General features: G+C 70.8%; 20 protein-coding genes. 9 read left to right on the top strand and 11 right to left on the bottom strand.

The window, feature by feature from the left end; translation table 11 throughout:
- Positions 1-57 precede the first annotated feature (57 nt).
- On the bottom strand, positions 58-483 hold the full coding sequence (locus IMZ11_RS07035) for a metalloregulator ArsR/SmtB family transcription factor (protein ID WP_228638738.1): 426 nt from the start codon (positions 481-483) through the stop codon (positions 58-60).
- 99 nt (positions 484-582) lie between these two features.
- Here IMZ11_RS07035 and IMZ11_RS07030 point away from each other — a divergent pair, with 99 nt between their 5' ends.
- On the top strand, positions 583-2,550 hold the full coding sequence (locus tag IMZ11_RS07030; RefSeq protein WP_228638736.1) for a heavy metal translocating P-type ATPase: 1,968 nt from the start codon (positions 583-585) through the stop codon (positions 2,548-2,550).
- Between the two features lie 230 nt (positions 2,551-2,780).
- Positions 2,781-3,389, top strand: a complete 609-nt coding sequence (locus IMZ11_RS07025; protein ID WP_228638734.1) for a dihydrofolate reductase family protein — start codon at positions 2,781-2,783, stop codon at positions 3,387-3,389.
- A gap of 78 nt (positions 3,390-3,467) precedes the next feature.
- Here the strand turns inward: IMZ11_RS07025 and IMZ11_RS07020 are convergent, their stop codons facing one another.
- Positions 3,468-3,920 (bottom strand): MarR family winged helix-turn-helix transcriptional regulator, encoded by a 453-nt coding sequence (locus IMZ11_RS07020; protein WP_228638732.1) that lies wholly within the window; start codon positions 3,918-3,920, stop codon positions 3,468-3,470.
- A 136-nt stretch (positions 3,921-4,056) separates the two neighbouring features.
- Here IMZ11_RS07020 and IMZ11_RS07015 point away from each other — a divergent pair, with 136 nt between their 5' ends.
- From IMZ11_RS07015 to IMZ11_RS07005, 3 genes are all read left to right on the top strand, one after another.
- Positions 4,057-4,662 (top strand): winged helix-turn-helix domain-containing protein, encoded by a 606-nt coding sequence (locus IMZ11_RS07015; RefSeq protein ID WP_228638730.1) that lies wholly within the window; start codon positions 4,057-4,059, stop codon positions 4,660-4,662.
- Entirely contained in the window at positions 4,659-5,972 is a 1,314-nt protein-coding gene (locus tag IMZ11_RS07010) for an MFS transporter (RefSeq protein WP_228638727.1), read from the top strand. Before IMZ11_RS07015 ends, IMZ11_RS07010 begins: the two co-directional genes overlap by 4 nt.
- 208 nt (positions 5,973-6,180) lie before the next feature.
- Positions 6,181-6,834 carry a DUF4328 domain-containing protein gene (locus IMZ11_RS07005; protein ID WP_228638725.1) on the top strand — a complete coding sequence of 218 codons (654 nt, stop codon included), beginning with the start codon at positions 6,181-6,183 and terminating at the stop codon, positions 6,832-6,834.
- 119 nt (positions 6,835-6,953) lie between these two features.
- Here IMZ11_RS07005 and IMZ11_RS07000 read toward each other — a convergent pair whose 3' ends face one another.
- Together IMZ11_RS07000 and IMZ11_RS06995 are read right to left on the bottom strand one after the other, a co-directional pair.
- Positions 6,954-7,982: an aminoglycoside phosphotransferase family protein gene (locus IMZ11_RS07000; RefSeq protein ID WP_228638723.1), complete on the bottom strand. Its 1,029-nt coding sequence runs from the start codon at positions 7,980-7,982 to the stop codon at positions 6,954-6,956.
- A 123-nt stretch (positions 7,983-8,105) separates the two neighbouring features.
- On the bottom strand, positions 8,106-8,828 hold the full coding sequence (locus tag IMZ11_RS06995) for a VOC family protein (protein ID WP_228638721.1): 723 nt from the start codon (positions 8,826-8,828) through the stop codon (positions 8,106-8,108).
- Between the two features lie 437 nt (positions 8,829-9,265).
- On the opposite strand from IMZ11_RS06995, the gene IMZ11_RS06990 reads away from it, so the two are divergent.
- Together IMZ11_RS06990 and IMZ11_RS06985 are read left to right on the top strand one after the other, a co-directional pair.
- Positions 9,266-9,526, top strand: a complete 261-nt coding sequence (locus IMZ11_RS06990) for a hypothetical protein (protein WP_061258552.1) — start codon at positions 9,266-9,268, stop codon at positions 9,524-9,526.
- A complete protein-coding gene (locus IMZ11_RS06985) occupies positions 9,523-9,834 on the top strand; it encodes a type II toxin-antitoxin system PemK/MazF family toxin (protein WP_228638719.1) in 312 nt (103 codons plus the stop codon). Before IMZ11_RS06990 ends, IMZ11_RS06985 begins: the two co-directional genes overlap by 4 nt.
- Before the next feature lie 149 nt (positions 9,835-9,983).
- On the opposite strand, the gene IMZ11_RS06980 is transcribed toward IMZ11_RS06985, so the two are convergent.
- Complete coding sequence (locus IMZ11_RS06980; RefSeq protein WP_228638716.1) at positions 9,984-10,448, bottom strand: MarR family winged helix-turn-helix transcriptional regulator; 465 nt, start codon at positions 10,446-10,448, stop codon at positions 9,984-9,986.
- Between the two features lie 59 nt (positions 10,449-10,507).
- Between IMZ11_RS06980 and IMZ11_RS06975 the strand changes: the two genes are divergently transcribed.
- Positions 10,508-10,882 (top strand): AraC family ligand binding domain-containing protein, encoded by a 375-nt coding sequence (locus IMZ11_RS06975; protein ID WP_228638714.1) that lies wholly within the window; start codon positions 10,508-10,510, stop codon positions 10,880-10,882.
- 63 nt (positions 10,883-10,945) lie between these two features.
- On the top strand, positions 10,946-11,362 hold the full coding sequence (locus IMZ11_RS06970; RefSeq protein WP_228638711.1) for a cupin domain-containing protein: 417 nt from the start codon (positions 10,946-10,948) through the stop codon (positions 11,360-11,362).
- Positions 11,363-11,432: 70 nt separating this feature from the next.
- On the opposite strand, the gene IMZ11_RS06965 is transcribed toward IMZ11_RS06970, so the two are convergent.
- From IMZ11_RS06965 to hcaB, 6 genes are all read right to left on the bottom strand, one after another.
- A complete protein-coding gene (locus IMZ11_RS06965; RefSeq protein ID WP_228638708.1) occupies positions 11,433-13,355 on the bottom strand; it encodes a glycoside hydrolase family 2 protein in 1,923 nt (640 codons plus the stop codon).
- Positions 13,356-13,753: 398 nt separating this feature from the next.
- On the bottom strand, positions 13,754-14,515 hold the full coding sequence (locus tag IMZ11_RS06960; protein ID WP_228638705.1) for a hypothetical protein: 762 nt from the start codon (positions 14,513-14,515) through the stop codon (positions 13,754-13,756).
- 13 nt (positions 14,516-14,528) lie between these two features.
- Positions 14,529-15,692 (bottom strand): LacI family DNA-binding transcriptional regulator, encoded by a 1,164-nt coding sequence (locus IMZ11_RS06955; protein WP_228638702.1) that lies wholly within the window; start codon positions 15,690-15,692, stop codon positions 14,529-14,531.
- 189 nt (positions 15,693-15,881) lie between these two features.
- Positions 15,882-16,715: an alpha/beta fold hydrolase gene (locus IMZ11_RS06950; RefSeq protein WP_228638700.1), complete on the bottom strand. Its 834-nt coding sequence runs from the start codon at positions 16,713-16,715 to the stop codon at positions 15,882-15,884.
- Complete coding sequence (locus IMZ11_RS06945) at positions 16,712-17,617, bottom strand: VOC family protein (RefSeq protein ID WP_228638697.1); 906 nt, start codon at positions 17,615-17,617, stop codon at positions 16,712-16,714. The genes IMZ11_RS06950 and IMZ11_RS06945 overlap by 4 nt, the downstream gene beginning before the upstream one ends.
- A gap of 63 nt (positions 17,618-17,680) precedes the next feature.
- The gene (gene hcaB / locus IMZ11_RS06940) at positions 17,681-18,478 is read right to left on the bottom strand and encodes a 3-(cis-5,6-dihydroxycyclohexa-1,3-dien-1-yl)propanoate dehydrogenase (RefSeq protein ID WP_228638693.1); all 798 of its coding nucleotides are present in this window, start codon (positions 18,476-18,478) and stop codon (positions 17,681-17,683) included.
- Between the last annotated feature and the right edge of the window lie 9 nt (positions 18,479-18,487).

The raw sequence follows: 18,487 nt of genomic DNA, 5'->3' as shown, positions 1-18,487 counted from the left end.
CGGGCGGCGGTAACCGTGCCCCGCTCTCCTCGCTGACGCCGTTGGCCGTCCGAGTTGCTACTCAAGGGCCGAGGCGCCCGCGACCTGCGCGACGTCCTGGTCCATGTCCTCATCGACGTCCCGCTCGGGGGTCTCGCTGAGGCCGAGCTGGAGATGCTCGACGTGGTAGAGAGCCTGGTCGAGGAGCTCGGCGACGTGGTGGTCGTACAGCCCGTAGACCACCGACCGGCCACGCCGCTCCCCCACCACGAGGCCGAGGTTGCGCAGCAGGCGAAGCTGGTGGGAGCAGGCGGACTGCTCCATCCCGACCGCCGTGGCCAGCTCGGTCGCGGGCAGGGACCCCTCTCGCAACCGGGCCAGGATCAGCAGGCGGGACGGGGTGGCGAGGGCCTGCAGTGTGGCCGCCACCTTCGGTGCGCTGGCCGCGTCCAGGCGGGCACGGGGAACGGCGGTTCGCGTGACGGGGACGGTCTTGTGGCCCATGGCGGACAGTCTACCCGGGATAGATGAAAGGGTGTTCATGTATTCCTGTATGGTGGATGGGGTCGGCACACCCCCGCCCGTACGAAGGGGCCCTCCACCATGTCTTCCGCTGTGAACACAGCGCCCGGCGCGCGCGACACGCCCAGACGCAGAACGCGCGTCTTCGCGCTGCCGGAGGCCCGCTGGGCCGCCGCCGCGACGGTGTTCTTCCTGCTCGCGCTGCCCCTGCAGCTGCTGGGCGCGCCCGCGTGGGCATGGGGCCCGCTGTACGGCCTGGCCTACATCGCCGGGGGCTGGGAGCCCGCCAGGTCCGGGCTGCTGGCGCTGCGTGACAAGACCCTGGACGTGGACCTGCTGATGATCGTGGCGGCGATCGGAGCGGCCTGCATCGGGCAGGTCATGGACGGCGGCCTGCTCATCGTCATCTTCGCCACCTCCGGCGCGCTGGAGGCGCTGGCCACCGCCCGCACCGCGGACTCGGTGCGCGGCCTGCTCGACCTCGCGCCGGCCACCGCCACCCGGCTACTCGCCGACGGCCGCGAGGAGGTCGTCCCCACGACCGATCTGGCGGTCGGCGACGTGATCCTGATCCGGCCCGGCGAGCGGGTGGGCGCCGACGGCCGCGTGTTGTCCGGAGCCGGCGAGGTGGACCAGGCCACCATCACGGGCGAGCCGCTGCCGGTGGTCAAGGAGGTCGGCGACGAGGTCTTCGCCGGCACCGTGAACGGCACCGGCGCCATGCGCGTGCGGGTGGACCGGGACGCCTCCGAGTCGGTCATCGCCCGGATCGTGGCCATGGTCGAGGAGGCGTCCAGGACCAAGGCCAGGACGCAACTCTTCATCGAGAAGGTCGAGCGGCGCTACTCCGCCGGGATCGTCGTCGCCACCCTCGCCGTCTTCGCCGTGCCGCTGGCCCTGGGCGCCGACCTCACCGGGGCCCTGCTGCGCGCCATGACCTTCATGATCGTCGCCTCACCCTGCGCGGTCGTCCTGGCCACCATGCCGCCGCTGCTGTCCGCCATCGCCAACGCGGGACGGCACGGCGTGCTGGTCAAGTCCGCCGCCGTGATGGAACGCCTCGGACAGGTGGACGCGGCCGCGCTGGACAAGACCGGCACGCTGACCGAGGGCACCCCGTACGTCACGGAGGTGCGGGTGCTGCGCGGATCCGGCCTGGACGACAACGGCCTGCTCGCCCTCGCCTCGGCGGCCGAGCACCCCAGCGAGCACCCGTTGGCCCGCGCGGTCGTCGACGCCGCCCGCGCCCGCGGTGTCGGCGTGCCCGTGGCGGAGGATTTCACCTCCACACCCGGCACCGGGGTGACCGCCACCGTGCGGGGTCGCAAGGTCGCGGTCGGCAGCCCGATCCGGATGCTGGACCAGACCCGCAGCCCGGACGCCGCGGCCCTGGTCGCCGAACTGGAGACGGAGGGACGCACCGCGGTGCTGGTGGAGGTCGACGGCAGCCCCGCCGGAGTGATCGGCATCGCCGACCAGGCGCGCCCCGAGGCGGCCGCGACCGTGACCGCGCTGGCCTCACTGACCGGAACGTCCCCGGTCCTGATCACCGGCGACAACCCGCGTGCGGCGGAGCGCCTGGCGAGCGAGGCGGGCATCGCCGACGTCCGCGCCGGGCTGCTCCCCCAGGACAAGGTGGCCGTCGTCCGTGACCTGCAGTCGACCGGCCGCAAGGTGCTGGTGGTCGGCGACGGCGTCAACGACGCGCCCGCGCTCGCCGCCGCGCACACGGGAGTCGCGATGGGCCGGGCCGGGTCCGATCTCGCCCTCGAGACGGCCGACGCCGTGCTCGTGCGCGACGAGCTGATCACCATCCCCACCGTCGTCGCGCTGTCCCGGCGGGCCAGGCGGCTGGTCGTGCAGAACCTGGTGATCGCGTCGGTGTTCATCTCGGGCCTGGTGATCTGGGATCTGGCCGGCACCCTGCCGCTGCCGCTCGGCGTCCTCGGACACGAGGGCTCGACCGTGATCGTGGGCCTCAACGGCCTGCGGCTGCTGCGCGAGGCCGCCTGGCTGCGCGCCCGCGCGGACGTGAAGGCGCCGGTTTAGGGGCGAGGACGTCGCGCGAGAGGACGTCTGGAATCCCGTGCGTCCCCTCGGTGCGTGGACGCTGCTCGCCATCCGTATCAAGCCATCCGTATCAAGCCATCCGTATCGGCCGCCCGTATCGAAGGAGACCTTAAGGAATCCGTAAGCGGGCTCCGCCAGGCTGAAGGAACGTGAACACAGCGGGGCCGGACGGATCCGCTCTTCCCCCAACGCGAGAGAAGGAACGGCAGATGGCGAGCAGACTGGTGGTTTCGACCTTCGTGTCGTTGGACGGTGTCATGCAGGCTCCCGGCGGGCCCGGCGAGGACGATTCCAACGACTTCCCGCACAGCGGATGGCTTCCCCCGCACGTGGACGAGGGGTTCGGCCGCATCATGGGCGAGCAGTTCGACCGCGCGGACGGCATGCTTCTGGGGCGCAGGTCGTACGAGATCCTCGCTTCGCACTGGCCCGGCGTGCCCGACGAGGAGGGCGGCGCCAAGATCAACAGCATGCCGAAGTACGTCACCACCAGGACGCCGATGAACGCCGAGTGGCGCAACACTCAGGTCCTGGTGGGCGAGGCGGCCCAGACGGTCGCCGATCTCAAGCGGAGCACCGACGGCGAGATCCTCGTCCAGGGCAGCAGCGACCTCATTCATTCGTTGCAGAAGGCCGAACTGGTCGACGAGTACCGTCTGCTGACCTTCCCCGTCGTCCTCGGCCAGGGAAAGCGGCTGTTCGCCGAGGGGACCGCTCCGGCCGGGCTGAAGCTCACCGGGTCGACCGTCACCGACGCCGGCGTCGTGTACGTGACCTACGAGTGGGCGGGCAAGCCCTCGTACGGTTCTGTCGTATAACGCCCTCTCCGGCGCCGCGAGGTCGGGCCCGGCGGCGTCGTGGGTGGGTCGCTTCGGCGGCGTCGGGCGGGGCCGTCCCTACTGGTGGTGGCGCAGGACCCGGGCGAGCAGGCCGGCCAGTTGGTCCCGCTCCTCGGCGGCGAGCGGAGCCAGCAGGACGTCCTGGACCTCGGCCAGCACGTCGTCGAGCCGCCGGAGCTGCCGCACCCCGGCCGGAGTGATCGTGATGATGTTCCTGCGCCGGTCGCTGGGGTCGGGAGCGCGTTCGAGCAGTCTCCTGTCGGCGAGCTCATTGATCATCGCGACCATGTCGCTGCGGTCGACACCGCACCGGCGGCCCAGCGCCGCCTGGCTGGCCGGCCCGAACTCCTCCAGCGCGGCCAGCAGCCGGTAGTGGTAGGCGCGCGCGTCCACGGCGGCGAGCCCTTCGGAGACAAAACGATGGGCATGTGTCGCGGTCTGCGTGATCAGCCAGCTCGGCGTGGTCATCAACCGCGTGGGGGCGGCGCTGTCGGCCGTCTCGTCCACCATCTCGCGAGTCTAGCAAGTTTGTTGGCATAACCCACGATCACCTGCCCGGCCCTCGCCGACGCAGCGCAAAAGATGCAGAGAGTCCTTCGCAGAGGACACTATGCAGAGGACACGCTGCAAGATGTAGGGTGCCGGGATGACCCACGAGTCCGAACATGGCCTGCCTCCCACCAAGCCCAGGCGGCGGCTCGACTCCCGAAGCCTGCGCGGGCTGGCTCACCCTCTGCGGATGAGCATCCTCGAGCTGCTGACGATGGACGGCCCCGCCACCGCCACGGGGCTCGCCGCGCGTCTCGGCGAGAACACCGGCACGGTCAGCTGGCACCTGCGGCACCTCGCCCAGCACGGCTTCATCGAGGAGGAGGTGGGGCGCGGAACCAAGCGTGAGCGCTGGTGGCGGGTGGTCGACGAACCCAAGATCCTTTCAACGGCCGACTTCCGCGACGATCCCGACGCCAGGGGCGCCCTCTCGGTCTATATGCACGAGCTGGTGCAGCAGTACTTCAACCGGGTCGTGAACTATCTGAACGAGGACTGGGACGACGACTGGCAGCGAGCCGACACCATCTCCGACTGGCGAGACCTGCGGATGACACCCGCCCAGCTCAAGGCGCTCAACGCCGAACTGATGGCGGTCATCGCCCGCCACACCCTTCCGCAGGACGCCGAACCCGCCCCGGGCGCGCTGCCGATCATCGTGCAGATCCAGTCGTTCCCTCGCGGGAGGCGGGGCGGCGCATGAGTCGCGACACGCGCGGCGGTGGCCTCCTGCGCCGCCACCGCGACTTCCGGCTGCTGTGGTGCGGTGAGACCTCGGGCAAGTTCGGCGCCTCGGTCACGCACCTGACCATGCCGCTGATCGCCGTCTCCACGTTGCACGCCGGTGCGTTCGAGGTCGGCCTGCTGAGCGCCTCCGCCTGGCTGCCCTGGCTGGTCATCGGCCTCCCCGTCGGCGTCTGGGTGGATCGGACGCGCCGCAAGCCGATCATGCTGGCCGCCGCCGCGGTATCCCTCGTGCTGTTCGCCGCCGTTCCGGTGGCCGGATGGACCGGCCATCTGAACGTGAGCCTGCTGCTGGTCGTGGCGCTGCTGGCAGGCGCGGCCGCGGTGTTCTTCCAGACCGCCTACACCGCCTACCTCCCCGGCATTCTCGACCCCGGCGACCAACCCGAGGGCAACGCCAAGCTGCACGGCAGCGCGTCAGCCGCACAGATCGCCGGGCTCGGAGCCGCGGGCCTGGTCGCACAGGTGGCGGGTGCGGTGAACGGGATGCTCGTCAACGCGGGGACGTTCCTCGTCTCCGTCCTGTGCCTGACGGGCATCCGGCACCGGGAACCACCCGCCGACAGGATCGGACTCCGTTCCAGGGCGCTGCTCGGCGACGTCGGGGACGGCCTGCGGCTGGTCGTCCGCGATCCCTGGCTTCGTACGCTGACGCTCTTCGGATCCGCCTCCAACCTGGCCCTCGTGGGCTACCAGTCGATCCAGGTCGTCTTCCTCGCCGAGAGCGTCGGCCTGGCTCCCGGCGCGATCGGCGGACTCATCGCCGCCACCAGCAGCGGTGGCGTCGCGGGGGCCCTCGTGGCGCGCGGGATCGCCGAGCGGATCGGTACCGCCCGGGCGACGCTGGTGTTCGAACTCGGGCTCGCGGTGTTCGCGCTGCTCATCCCGCTCTCCTTCGCCGGAGCCGGGCTTTCGCTCTATGTGATCGGCGGATTCTGCGTCTCGGCGGGCGTGGTGGCCGGCAATGTGATCAAGGCGAGCTTCCAGCAGCGTTACTGCCCGCCGGAGCTCCTCGGTCGCCTGACGGCGAGCATCTCCTTCCTCAACTACGGAACGATCCCGCTGGGAGCTCTGCTCGCCGGAGGACTGGGCGCCGTGCTCGGTGTTCGCCCGACCATGTGGATCATGACCGCCGGGGTCCCGGCCGCCGCGTTGATCCTGCTCTTCTCCCCGATCCGCCGCTCCCGGGACCTACCGGCCTCCCGCCGGGCGTACGGCGAGCCGGGGCCGCCGCTTCCCGACGCGGAGCCGGTCCTGCCACCTCGCTGACCGGCGCCGCCGGTGGAAGGCCGGACCGCCCACTCGCGGCGTCCTCACCACTCGACGTACCCGGCCGTCGACCACCTCGGCCCGCGCCGCGAACTCCCGCTCCCGGCGTGAAGCACGAAGGGCAGACGAGGCCGAAGATCCGGCATACTGGCGCGACTCGATCTTTCGTGATCTTTCCCCCGAAGGACCCCGTATGAATGTGTGCTGGGTGCCCGTACGCTCCCTGCGCCCGATCCGCGCCTTGGGAACCACGGCCGTCGTCCTGCTCGCAGTGTCGGCCGTCGCGTCCGCCGGGATGTCCACGGCCTACCTCGTCGGCGGCGAGCCCCACGACCGGCGGTCCTGGCTTCTGATCGGTCTGTACACGCTCGCCCATGTCCCGGCGGGGATCGCCGTCCTCGGCTGGCTGTCGCGCGCCCGCGCCAACGCGTACGCCATCTCCCCGGAGTGCTTCCACCGGTACGCCGCGCTGTTCATGGTGGCGGGCTGGTTCCTGCCCGTCGCCAACCTGTTCGTCCCCAAAGGGATCATCGACGACATCTGGGTCGCATCGAGGCCGGGCCACGGTCCGCGCGGCTTCGGCGGCGACCTCCGTACGGCCCGCCGGCCGGCTCTCGTCCGGACGTGGTGGCTCGCCTACCTGGCGATGAACGCGGCCGGAGGAGCGGCGGCCCGCGTCATGTCCAGCGGAAAGCCGCTCGGCTCCATCACTCTGGTGAGCAAGGATGTCCTCGCCCCCGCGGTTCTCGCCGCTCATGTCGTGCTGGCGCTGGTCGCGGGCGCGCTCGCCATCGCGGTCGTCCTGAAGATCACCGCATTTCAGGAGATCGCCCGCGTACCCGAGACGGAACCGGTCACCTGACCATCGCCGCCGAGCCGCCGCCCGAACGCCGGGCTCCTGTCACCGGGATCCGCGCTGCGCCTCGCTGCGCGTCGGGTGAAGCCGTTGGCGGGCGCTCGGTCCCGGGCGCGCGGCGGGGACTACGGTGACCGGGGGCCGTCGAGCAGCACCCCGGCGATCGTCTTCTGCTCCGGTGCGACAGCGGTCTCGCCGTCCTCGACGTCCCAGAGCGCGTTCTGCAACACGCGGCCGAGCGTCCATCCCGTCGCGCGTCGCCGGTCCAGGCCGAGAATCTCCGTCATCAGGTCGAAGCGGCGCCGTACGGCACGGGCCACATCGCCACTGGCGACGATCTCGTCCCATCGGTCACCCAGTGCGGGGAGCAGTTCGAACCCCGGGTCACCGGCGAGCGGTTTGGGGTCGATCGCCAGCCACGGCTCCCGCGCGGATGACGACGGGCGAGGAGCCAGGACGTTGTCGTAGTGCAGGTCCCAGTGCAGGAGCCGGTCGCCGGCCTCCCCGAGCAGGTCCCGTACGGCGCCCGCGCAGGTGTCGAGCAGGCGACGGTCGGAAGGGTCGGGCAGGCGGGCGAGGGCCCACGGGAGCTGTTCGAGCATCGCGGCGGCGACATCCGCCAGGCGCCGCAGCCCCTCCGGCGCGGGAAGGGCGACCAACCGCGCCAGGAGTTCGGACAGGATCCGGACGGCGGCCATGTCGTCGTGGACGGTCGAGAGCGGTCGGGACGCGTCCAGCCGTTCCAGCAGCATCGCCCCCGATTCGGTCGCGTCGTGCATGAGCCGGACCGCCCCGTCCCCATCCCAGGCACGCAGGGCGACCGGCTCGCCACGGGTCTCCTCGTCGACGGGCTGGAGCTTGAGGGCCGCCGGGGCGCCGTCCGCGCGGACGACCGGCAGCACGAGTGCCACGGCTCCGTGCGAGGGCGGACCGTCGGCGCGCAACTGCCATCGATCCATGAAGTCGGCGGCCAGATCCGGCAGCGCGGCGATCCAGGCACGGCCCTCCGCGCCGCGATACCTGTCGTGGGAGGCGGCCAGGGCGGCCGGAACCTCGATCCCGGACCCGGGCGAGCCGTGCGGTCCCGGTGGGCCGGGACACCCCTGTGCTACCGGTCCACCGACATCGGTCCCTGGACGGCACTCCGCGCTCATGATCGCAATCTAGGCGGTTTCCGGGCGGCGGGCGGCGACGCGCCGCCTTCAGGATGGGGCACCTCCGGCATCACATCGTGCCGCGGGGTGGATTGGAGGCGCCTCACCCCAGGTCCGGTCACGCTATCGGGAGGTCGACACGCAGAACTCGTTGCCATCGGGATCGGCCATCACTACCTGACCGACCTCGCCCTGGCCGATGTCGATTGGAGTCGCTCCGAGGGAGATGAGACGGTCGACCTGCGTTTGCCGATCATCGTCCGTAGGTGGAGCGAGGTCGAAGTGCAGTCTGTTCTTCCCGGTCTTCGGCGCCACTGGCGGACCGCCCCACGTGATCTTCGGGCCGCCGTGCGGCGAGCGGATGGCGGTCTCCTGGTCCTGGTCCCAGACCAACGGCCACCCCAGCGCCTCGCTCCAGAAGTACCCGACCTCCTGCGAACCGTCGCACGAGAGCGCTCCGATGAATCCGCAGTCAGCGAGGAACTTGTTGTCCGGCCCGATGACGCAGAACTCGTTGCCTTCGGGGTCGGCGAGCACCACATGATCCTCTTCCGGGAGTTGCCCGATGTCGATGTGCCGCGCGCCGAGTTCGAGCGACCTCGCCACCGTCTGCTGCTGGTTTTCGAGGGACGTGCTCGTCAGATCGAAGTGCATCTGGTTCGGGCCGGTCTTCTTCTCCTGGGTCGGAAGAAATCGGATCCGGAACCCGGTGTCATCGCTCGGCAGGAGCGTGATGCCGTCGTGGGGGTCGTTCACCATCTCCCAGCCCAGGACTCCGGCCCAGAAGCGGGCGAGACGGAGCGGGTCATTCGCATCGAAGCAGAGCGCCACGAGCTGAGCAGTCATCCCGCATCTCCAATCTGTTGACTCACAGGCGTAGACAGGGCACGTCCTCCCACGCATGACGGAAGCCAACGCTAGCCAGCTCGAGGACTGCGACGCCAACGCATTTTGGGACAGACGGTGACGCTTCCGGCGCACGATCCGCGATCAGGACAGTGGACGATCGACCCCCTCCGTCGCGCCGGAACGCCACGTCGATCATGTGCAGCGAAGCGCGGCCCGTGCCGGTGACGGCCTTCGCGGCGAGTCCCGCCGCCCGAGGCGGCGTGCGTTACCGGCTCCACAAGACCGACGCCACCGGCGGCAGAGCTTGTCGGGTGCCGTTGCCCGACATGCCACGGGCCACCGAACTTCGAGAATCCGTACCCTGCGAGCCATACCAAAAGGGGTTAATACTTCGGTTCCTACCGCTGGTATTGCCAGGCACCTATAGTCAAGGCATGGCCAAGGAGAAGACGTCGATCAGCATCGCGCCGTGGATCCTCGAGAAGGCACGAGCCCACGCGGAGGCGAACGGCCTCAGCCTGTCCGCCGTCATCGAGCGCGGGCTGCTCCGCGAGATCACGGCACACCACGACCAGATGACGCGCGCCGCGTTCTACGGCTCCCCGGCGACCGCCGGACAGGAGGCCGACGAGGCCGCGATGGCCGACGACATGCGCCTCGCGCTGAAGGACAAGCAGGGCGGGGCCGCGGCGTGACCCACCGCTTCGGGGAGCTCTGGACCGTACGGCTGGCCGACCGCGAGGAGGTCAGGCTCATCGTGTCCGGCGACTTCTACCACACGTTGTACGGCGACAACGTGCTGACCGCGTACGTCGAAGCCGCCGACATGGCGGGCGCGCTCACGGCCTTCTCGGTCGACGTGGGCGGCGGCCGCGCCGCGATGATCGACCGGATCACGACCGTCCACGCCGGCCGGTTGAAAGAGAAGGTCGGCGACATTCCCGAGCCCAAGCTCGTCGACGTACGCGGGATGCTCGCGGCGATTTTCGGATTCGCCAACTGAGGCCGTGAGGGGGCCGCCCGCTTCGAAGCTCCAGAGGTCTCGCCTCAGCGGGCGGCGGGCAGGGCCTCGATGTCGGCGATGGCCCGCACGTTCTCCCGATCCATGTACGCACCGACCTGCCCGTCCTTCAGCCCGATCGAGGGTGGAAGTCAGCCGAACCAGCCGGGGACGTCGAGGCGGAACACCTCCTGCGGGGTGACCGCGCGCAGGTCGGCCTCCAGCGCGCGGAGCCGCTCCTCCCCCAGTTTCTCGGCCCAGCCCGCCCGTAGCTCCTCGAAGATCCGCGCCGACCTGGTCAGCGCGTCCAGGCCGCGCGGCGTCAGCCGTACGATCTTGCGGCGGGTGTCGTGCGGGTCGCGGGCGCGCTCGACGTAGCCGAGGCGTTCCAGCGTCTCGACGGTCTTTCCGGCGGCCTGCTTGGAGACCCCGAGCGTCTGGCCGAGCTCGACCGCGGTCGTGCCGCGCATACCGATCGCCTGCATGACGAACCCGTGCATCGGCCGCATCTCCGGATGCCCCTGCCGGGCGAGCTCGGCGTGCAGTGCGTCGATGAGGGTGCGAAATCCCAGGAAGAGCCGCAGGGGCAGCTCGAAGCCGGGAGGGTCGTTTGACACGATAGACAACCTGGTTCACTATTTAGACAACGTAGTTGCCTAGTTTAGGAGACGCAGACATGCCTGTCATCCGTGCCGACCAAGCCCGCCGGTCCGAGACCCCCGGCGGCGTCATGACCACCTTCGCCTCGCCCACCCAGGGCGGTACGGCGGCAGCATTGTGGCGCGTGGACGCGAACCCCGACGTGGCGGGCCCGCCGCACGACTTCGACACCGAGCAGGTATGGGCCTTCACGGCCGGCGCCGCGACGGTCGAGCTGGGCGGCGAGACCTTCGAGGTCGCCCCGGGCGACACGGTCGTCATGCCCCCTTCGACCCCGCGTCGGGTCACCGCCGGGCCCGAGGGCTACTCCGCCATGGTGACCGCCGCCGCCGGCGCGACGGCCCTGCTCGCCGACGGCACCGTGCACGGCGTGCCGCCGTGGATCGCCTGACCCGCACACCCCCGTCGTCACCACATCGAGAACCGGTTCGCCCGACCACTGAGGAGATCCCTGATGCCCGTCATCCGTTCCGCCGACGCCCGCAGAACCACCACGCCCAACGGCGTCATGACCACGCTCGCCTCGCCCACCCAGGGCGGCGCGGAGCGGGCCATGTGGCGCGTGGACATGCCGGCCGGCACCGAGGGCCCGCTGCACGCCTTCGACACCGAACAGATCTGGACCCTGCTCACGGGTGGTTGCACCCTCGAGATCGACGGCGAGCGGCTCCATGTCGCTCCCGGTGACACGATGGTGCTGCCCGCCGACGTGACCCGCCAGATCTTCGCCGACCCTCATGACGGCTTCGCCGCCGTCGTCACCGCGCCTGCGAGTGCCCGGGTCTACAACCCCGGCGGCGTCTCGGCCGCCGACGCGTGCGACCTCGCCCCCAAGGGCACCGACCGGATCGTGCCGCCCTGGGTCGCCTGACGCACGGCGGCGCCGTCACTCGGCGTACGCGGCTTGACGATCACACGTCCGGTGGCAGGGCGAACTGGGGTCACGGCCGCTCGTACGCCGCCGGACGGGACTGGGCCGCACGCAGCCGGGCCACGTCGAGCTTGCGGGAGCGGTCGAACCGGTAGACGCCGTTCTGCTCCTGGAAGGTGTCGGTGAGCTGCGTGTAGCAGTAGCCGAACATCTCGGGGTTGTCGAGCAGCGCACCCACGAGCCCGGCGAAGCGGGACTGCAGTTCCTCCTCGTTCGCCGGGCGTGCGCCGTATCCCCAGGAGACGGCGTTGTCGTCGCCCCCGGCCGAGGCCGCCGCGTCCGGGTCCCACCAGATCCCGCCGAACTCGCTGCAGAAGTACGGCTGCCCGCGATACGGCAGGGACATGGCGACGTCGGCGCCGAACACGTTGGTGTACGGCCGCCCGTCCGCCAGACCGGACAGCTGCTCGGCGAACAGCTCCGGATCCTGCTCGTACAGATGGGAGTCGTAGACGTCGCTCTCGGCCACCCGGTGGGAGTAGCCGGACGCGTCGAGGACCGGACGCGTGGTGTCGGCCGCCTTGGTGGCGAGGAACATCGCCCGCGTCACGTCGTCGAGCGTGGTGACGCGGTCGTGGATGACCTGGTGGGTCTCGTTGAGGGGACACCAGCCGACGATCGAGGGGTGGCTGTAGTCGCGCTCCACCGCCTCCAGCCACTGGGTGACGAACGAGGCGGTCGGCTGCTGGTTGTCCTCCCAGCCCGCTCCGGTCGAGGCGCCCCAGTCGCCGAACTCGCCCCACACCAGATAGCCGAGCCGGTCGGCGTGGTAGAGGAAGCGCTCCTCGAACACCTTCTGGTGCAGCCGGGCACCGTTGAACCCCGCCTCGCGGGAGAGCTCGATGTCGGCCACCAGCGCCGCGTCGCTCGGCGCCGTCATCAGGCCGTCGGGCCAGTACCCCTGGTCGAGGACGAGCCGCTGGAACACCGGCCGGCCGTTGAGGCGCAGCGCCCGCCCGTCGATCGACACCGAACGCAGGCCCGCGTAGCTGTCCACGCCGTCGACGACGCCGCCTTCGGCGTCGAGCAGTTCCAGGCGCAGGCCGTACAGGTGCGGATCCTGGGGACACCACAGGCGTACCCGGTCGGCGGGAACCTGCAGGACCACCCGGGGCGCGAGATCGAGATCGGCGCGCACCTCCGCGCGCGCGACCTCTCCCGCGACCTCTCCCGCCGCCTGTCCGGTCGTCTCCCCCGCGACACCCTCCGCCGCCGTACCCGCGTCCTCACCCGGGTCGCCGCCGCGCGGGGCGTCGGTGAGTACGGCGCGGACCGTCCATCCGGGCCGGTTCGCGGTGAGCGGCACCTCGAGGTGGAACGCCGATCCCGCCACGTCGGGGGTGATCCGGGGGCGCCGCAGCCGGGCCTCCGGCACCGCCTCCAGCCAGACGGTCTGCCAGATGCCCGTGGTCCTGGTGTAGTGCACGCCGCTGTTGGCGTAGGTCGTGGACTGCTTCCCCCGAGCCTGTACGGCTTGGCGCGGGTCGCGGGCCCGGACGACGACGGTCATCTCCTCACCGGGCTCGACCACCCCGCCCAGGTCGGCGGTGAACGGCGTGAAGCCGCCGCGGTGCCGGGCCACCTCGACGCCGTTCACCCAGACGGTGGTGTCGTGATCGACGGCCTGGAAGTGCAGCAGGACCCGCCGCCCCACCCACCCGGCGGGAACGGTGACCGTCCTGCGGTACCACACGGCCTCCAGGAAGTCGGTGATGCCGACCCCCGACAGGGTCGACTCAGGAGCGAACGGCACGATGATGCGGCTGTTCAGGGCGCGGTCGCGCAACCCGCGTTCGAGACCGGAGTCGGCCTGGTCGATCTCGAACTCCCACTCGCCGTTGAGTGACATCCACTCCTCGCGGACGAACTGCGGGCGCGGATGCTCCGGGCGCGGCGTCTCCATCGGTACGGCCAGGGTGTGGGGCGACGGCATGTGATGCTCCCGGGGGAAGGAGGTCGTGATCTGCGAGCGAAGCGTATTACAACGTGGGAATCAGGCCAACCATGACCCCACGACGCCTGCCTTTGAACGGCTTCGGGGAGGATGCCGGTCCTGTTGGTCCTGTTGGTCCTCGGGGCGGACCGTGGAAGGGACGAAGACCGGGTCGAGGTCGGCGCGGGGGGTGAGCGGCCAATGTCGAGGTCGGCGCGGGTGGGGGCGGCGAGCGGCCGAGGAGGCCGATGCGGTCGCAACAGACGGGCGAGAGACGTGCTTACACGGCAGCGTCGGTGGCGGGGAAGCCGTCGGCGCGGAGCCTCTTCACGGCGACCTGACCGGCGAGGACGGGGAACACGCCGTGACCTCGACGTGGAGACACCTCTCGCCGGGGATCACGAGAGGCGCTCGATCGTCACGGGAATCAGCCCCTGGTAACGCGTGATCGTCATCAGCTCCCGCAGCAGAGCCCCGACGGCGTCGCCCGGCGGATCGCCCAAACAGGCGGTCAGGTCGATGCTCGAGGCCACGCCCGGGCCGATCCGGCGAAGATCCCAGGTGAACACGTCTCCGGCCACGCGCCGACGCGCTGTGCCGAGCACGCGAGCCTGTGGGCCGGCGACGTCGTCGGCGAGCGTCATCCCCCAGACCTGCCGCAGGTGGGCCACCTGGTCCTCGCGCGGCGCGTCGGCGAACAGGATCCGGTAGACGCGCTTCTCGTGGAATCCCTCGGGGACCTCGGGCGGAGCGAACCGCAGCGGGGGCGAGCCGGGCAAGGCCGCGTGGTCATGGAAGCGGGTACGCAACGTCGCCTCATCAGGCAGCGCACCTGCCCCCAGCCGTCGGTAGGCCGTCTCCGCGTCACCCCTTCGGACCGGGACGACCCGGACGCGGAGCCTCGGATCCGCGCGGATCGCGCGACTGAAGGCCGCCGAACTCCACCAGTCACCGTCCGCCGCCGTCCACACGGCGTTGGCCAGGCCGGTCGCCGTGTGATCGTCCGCGAGCAAGAACTCCTCGACGGCGATTCCGTCCGGCTGTGCCGACGGGTCGCCGTCCCACGCCTCAGGAAAGATCAGGTAGTAGTCCAACGCCGGGTGTGCCGTGGGTCCGGCGACCGGCGTCGCCTCCTCGACCCGGCGCATCTCTCCGTTCACGTGCGGTGTCCTCTCATTCCGTGCCGTATCGCGGCAGGGTGCTCTCCCGGACGACGAGCCGGTGCGGAACGACATACGTGACGGGGGGCGAGGTGTCGCCGTCGATCCGCCGCAGCAGCGCCTCGACGGCCAAGCGCGCCAGTTCCTTCTTGTCCGGGGCGACGGTCGTCAGCGCGGGATGGGAGAAGGCGCCCTCCGGGGTGTCGTCCCAGCCGAGAACGGCGACGTCCTCGGGAACCCGGATCCCCGCACGGCGCAGCGCGCGCATGGCGCCGATCGCGAGCAGGTCGTTGGCGCAGACCAGCGCGTCGAGCCCGAGCGCATTCCGCCCAAGCGTGTCGAGCCCGAGCGCATCCCGACCGGGCGTATCTCGACCGGGCGCATCCCGACCAGGAACGTCGAGCACGGGTGCGTCATGGCCGGATACGTGCTGATCTGTCGTGTCCCGGCCGGGGAGCCGCGCCAGGAACTCGGCCACCCGGGCGTCGCCCTCCTCTCGGGAGTACGCGGCCGCCGGGAGGATCAACGCGCGATCCAGTGGGAGCCCGGCCGCGGCAAGCGCCTGCTCGTACCCCTGGAGCCGCAGGTCACCGGTGCCGCGCGGCCGCCAGGACTGGTGCCCGAGGAAGCCGATCCGCTCGCGTCCGGTCTCCAGCAGGTGCCGCGTCGCCTCCGCGGCCGAGGCGACGTTGTCGATCGCCACGTGGTCCAGGCCGGACTCTTCGGAAGTGACGTGCTCCCCGATCAGCACGATGGGCGTGCGGTCCCTGCGGGCGGCGAGTTGCGGGCCGGTCATCTCCAGCGGGCTGAAGATGATGCCGTCGATGACCCTGACCCGGAAACCTTCGGCGACCACACCCTCACGACCGGTCTCACCGTGCGTCTCGTCGATGAGCACCGTGTACCCCGACCGCGCCGCGCCTTCGATCATGACGTGCGCCAGCTCGCTGAAGTACGGGTTGCCGATCGCGGGCACGGCCAGGGCGAGCAGGTTGGCGCGACCCATGCGCAGCTGCCTGCCGGCGACGCTGGGCCGGTAGTTGAGCTCCTCGATCGCGGCGAGCACCCGTGCCCTGGTCTCCGGGCGGACGTTGGCCCGCTCGTGCAGCACGTTGGACACCGTCTTCCACGAGACGCCCGCGCGCTGCGCGACGTCCTGAATCCGGGCGGGCCTCATCCTCGCGCCTCCCCAACCGCGTGCTCCGGGGCGACAGCCTAGTGCCGCCCCCGCGTCTTACGACGCGCCACCGGACAGTCGGGCCGGGACCGGCGGCGTCATGATCGGCGGCGGGTTTGGCGAGCCGCCGCGCGGCATCGGTCACCGCGGCGGCGAACGGATCCACGCCGGGCAGTGCGGGATCGGCGATCACAGTTTCCCGGCCAGGAAGGAGCGGACCAGGAAGGCGAACCGTTCGGGCTGTTCGATCTGGGTCCAGTGGCCAGTGTTGGGGAGGGTGTGCAGTTGGGCGTTGGGCAGGTGCTGGGCGAGATACTGGCCGGCTTCGACCGGCATGATGCGGTCTTCGCGGCCGTGGATGACGAGGGCGGGATGCTCCAGGGTGGCGAGCTGCTCGGGGCTGTAGAGGCCGGGTATGTCGACGGCGAAGGTCGCCTCGTGGGAGCGGCGTACCTCGGGCCGCTGGATGCGTTCCATCCGGGTCTCGGCGACCTTCTCCAGGTCGGTGCCGAGCACGGAGGGGTCGTGGATCATGGCGCGCATGAGATCTGCGAGCGCGTCGACGGTGGGCTTGCTGTAGTAGGTGATGAGTTTGAGGAGGTCGGGGGTGGGGGTGACGGGGGCGCCGCCGGAGCCCATGAGGACGAGCCGGCCGATGCGTCCGGGAGCGGCGAGTGCCATGGCGAGGCCGATGATGCCACCCATGGAGTTCCCGACGACGTGGACGCGTTCGAGCCCCAGCTCGTCGAGCAGGCCGAGCAGCGTCCGGGTCCTCAGCTGCGCGAAGGCCGACGCGCTGGACGGGGCGGGGTCGGGGTGGGTGGAGTCGGCGAACCCGATCATGTCGGGAGCGATGTGGTGCAGGTCGCGGGACAGGTCGGCCAGGGCGCGAGACCAATTGGTCTCGGCGTTGGCGCCCGGCCCCGAACCGTGCAACCACAGCACGGTGTCCATCGCGGGGTTCCCGGCCTCCAACAGGTGAAAGACGTACTCGCCGACCGGCACGTCGCGGCGGGTGATCAACGGTTCTCCTCGACGTAGGCGCGGATGATGCCGGGGGCGAGCGGCTCGGCGGGCGGGTGGTGGCCCCAGATGCTGGTGCGGGCGAACGCTCGCGGGGTCGGCGGGGTGGACTGGATCGGGGCACCGCCGAAGCCGTACTCGATCTCGAAGCGCGACGGGGTCCGCACGTAGAAGGAGGTCATGAGGTCGTTGGTGTGGCGGCCGAGCGTCATCGCCAGCGGGATGCCGCGCTCCAGGATGAGGTCGTAGGCGATGCCGACGTCGTCCAGCGCAGTGGTCTCCAGCATCAGATGGTGGAAGCCGACGACGCCGGGGACGGCAGTGAGGGCGAGGGAGTGGTGGCGGGTGTTGCAGTGGTAGAACCGCACGGGCATGCCATGCATGTCGATCTCGTCCGACACCTTGAAGCCGAGCACGCCTCCGTAGAACGCCTCGGCCTCGACCAGGTCGGGGATGATGAGGACGGCGTGGCCCAAGCCCTGCTCGCCGGTGACGAATCCCGACAGCGGCCGGCCGGGCAGGAAAGTCGAGGGCATGGTCAGCTGGCCCCACGACAGTTCGTGCCGGAACCCGAACGGGTCGGTGAACCAGGCCAGCTCGGTGACGCCGCGTTCGGCCGCCAGTTCGGGTTCGCCGCGGTGGACCTCGGTCCCGGAGGTCTCCAGCCGGTCGGTGACGCGGATGAGCGCGGAGGGCCCTCGCACACCCCAGCCGAGGTAGGCGAGGTCGTCGGAGTCGGCGGGGTGGACGCTGATGCGGTGGGCGGCGTCGTCGACGCGCATGCGGACGCTGCCCTCGGGGCCCGGGTCGGCGAGCTGGACGCCGAGGATCTCCGGGCCGAAGGTCTCCCATTCCTTGGCGGCGGGTGAGGTGAACCCGATGTAGTTCAATGCTTCGATCATGCTGCTGCTCCTCATGTAGGCGGCGCCGTCCAGCGTCTGGGCAGGGGGTCAGGTGCAGGAGGGTCAGGCGGTGGTGGGGCGTCCGCGGACGCCGATGCCGCCGTCGCAGTTGTGGATCGAGCCGGTGACGGTCGCCGACTCATGCCGGGCGGCCAGGAGCACGTAGTGGCCGGTGTAGTCGGCCGGGGCGATGGCCCGGCCGAGCGGGGAGAACTCCTTCATGAGGTCGTCGACGGGCAGCGACGACCAGGAGGTGTCGGCCAGGCCGAGGGCGCGCGGGCCGCGCAGGTCCGACGGCATCCCGCCGGGCGCCACCCCGTTGACGCGCACGTCGGGCGCCAACTCATAGGCCAGTTGTTTGACCAGCCCGACCACGGCGTGCTTGGAGGCGGTGTAGAGGGGCCCGCCCCCGCCGGGCCAGAACGCGGCGTTGGAGGCGGTCAGGATGACCGCGCCCCGGCTGTCGCGGAGCGCGGGCAGGGCCGCCTTCACCCCCAGGAGATAGCCCTTGACGTTGAGAGAGAAGATCTCATCGAACGCGTCGGAGATCGCGGCGGCGGGGAGGGCGTCGACCGAGGTCCCGTAGTCCCACAGACCGGCGTTGCCGACCCAGACGTCCAGCCCGCCGAACGCCGCGACCGTGTCCTCGACCGCCAGCAGGTTGTCGTCGTACCGGCGGGCGTCGCCCACGGTCACCCGGACGGCGTCACCGAACCGGTTGGTCAGTGCGTCCGCCTTGCTCCTGTCGATCTCCAGGACGCCGACGCGGGCGCCTTCGGCCACGTAGCGGTTGACGATGGCGTGCCCCAACCCCGATCCCGCGCCGGTGACCAGCGCGGTGGTTCCTTCCAGCCAGCCCATGTGATGGTC

This window comes from Microtetraspora sp. AC03309, from assembly GCF_020826795.1.
GTDB classification, from domain to species: domain Bacteria; phylum Actinomycetota; class Actinomycetes; order Streptosporangiales; family Streptosporangiaceae; genus Microtetraspora; species Microtetraspora glauca.
This window is presented reverse-complemented; position numbering and strand designations above follow the sequence as displayed.

Bases quoted from the DNA above. Each gene is read 5' to 3' on its own strand.
- IMZ11_RS07035 (WP_228638738.1), bottom strand. From the start codon at position 483: ATGGGCCACAAGACCGTCCCCGTCACGCGAACCGCCGTTCCCCGTGCC.
- IMZ11_RS07030 (WP_228638736.1), top strand. From the start codon at position 583: ATGTCTTCCGCTGTGAACACAGCGCCCGGCGCGCGCGACACGCCCAGA.
- IMZ11_RS07025 (WP_228638734.1), top strand. From the start codon at position 2,781: ATGGCGAGCAGACTGGTGGTTTCGACCTTCGTGTCGTTGGACGGTGTC.
- IMZ11_RS07020 (WP_228638732.1), bottom strand. From the start codon at position 3,920: ATGGTGGACGAGACGGCCGACAGCGCCGCCCCCACGCGGTTGATGACC.
- IMZ11_RS07015 (WP_228638730.1), top strand. From the start codon at position 4,057: ATGACCCACGAGTCCGAACATGGCCTGCCTCCCACCAAGCCCAGGCGG.
- IMZ11_RS07010 (WP_228638727.1), top strand. From the start codon at position 4,659: ATGAGTCGCGACACGCGCGGCGGTGGCCTCCTGCGCCGCCACCGCGAC.
- IMZ11_RS07000 (WP_228638723.1), bottom strand. From the start codon at position 7,982: ATGAGCGCGGAGTGCCGTCCAGGGACCGATGTCGGTGGACCGGTAGCA.
- IMZ11_RS06995 (WP_228638721.1), bottom strand. From the start codon at position 8,828: ATGACTGCTCAGCTCGTGGCGCTCTGCTTCGATGCGAATGACCCGCTC.
- IMZ11_RS06990 (WP_061258552.1), top strand. From the start codon at position 9,266: ATGGCCAAGGAGAAGACGTCGATCAGCATCGCGCCGTGGATCCTCGAG.
- IMZ11_RS06975 (WP_228638714.1), top strand. From the start codon at position 10,508: ATGCCTGTCATCCGTGCCGACCAAGCCCGCCGGTCCGAGACCCCCGGC.
- IMZ11_RS06970 (WP_228638711.1), top strand. From the start codon at position 10,946: ATGCCCGTCATCCGTTCCGCCGACGCCCGCAGAACCACCACGCCCAAC.
- IMZ11_RS06965 (WP_228638708.1), bottom strand. From the start codon at position 13,355: ATGCCGTCGCCCCACACCCTGGCCGTACCGATGGAGACGCCGCGCCCG.
- IMZ11_RS06955 (WP_228638702.1), bottom strand. From the start codon at position 15,692: ATGAGGCCCGCCCGGATTCAGGACGTCGCGCAGCGCGCGGGCGTCTCG.
- IMZ11_RS06945 (WP_228638697.1), bottom strand. From the start codon at position 17,617: ATGATCGAAGCATTGAACTACATCGGGTTCACCTCACCCGCCGCCAAG.
- hcaB (WP_228638693.1), bottom strand. From the start codon at position 18,478: ATGGGCTGGCTGGAAGGAACCACCGCGCTGGTCACCGGCGCGGGATCG.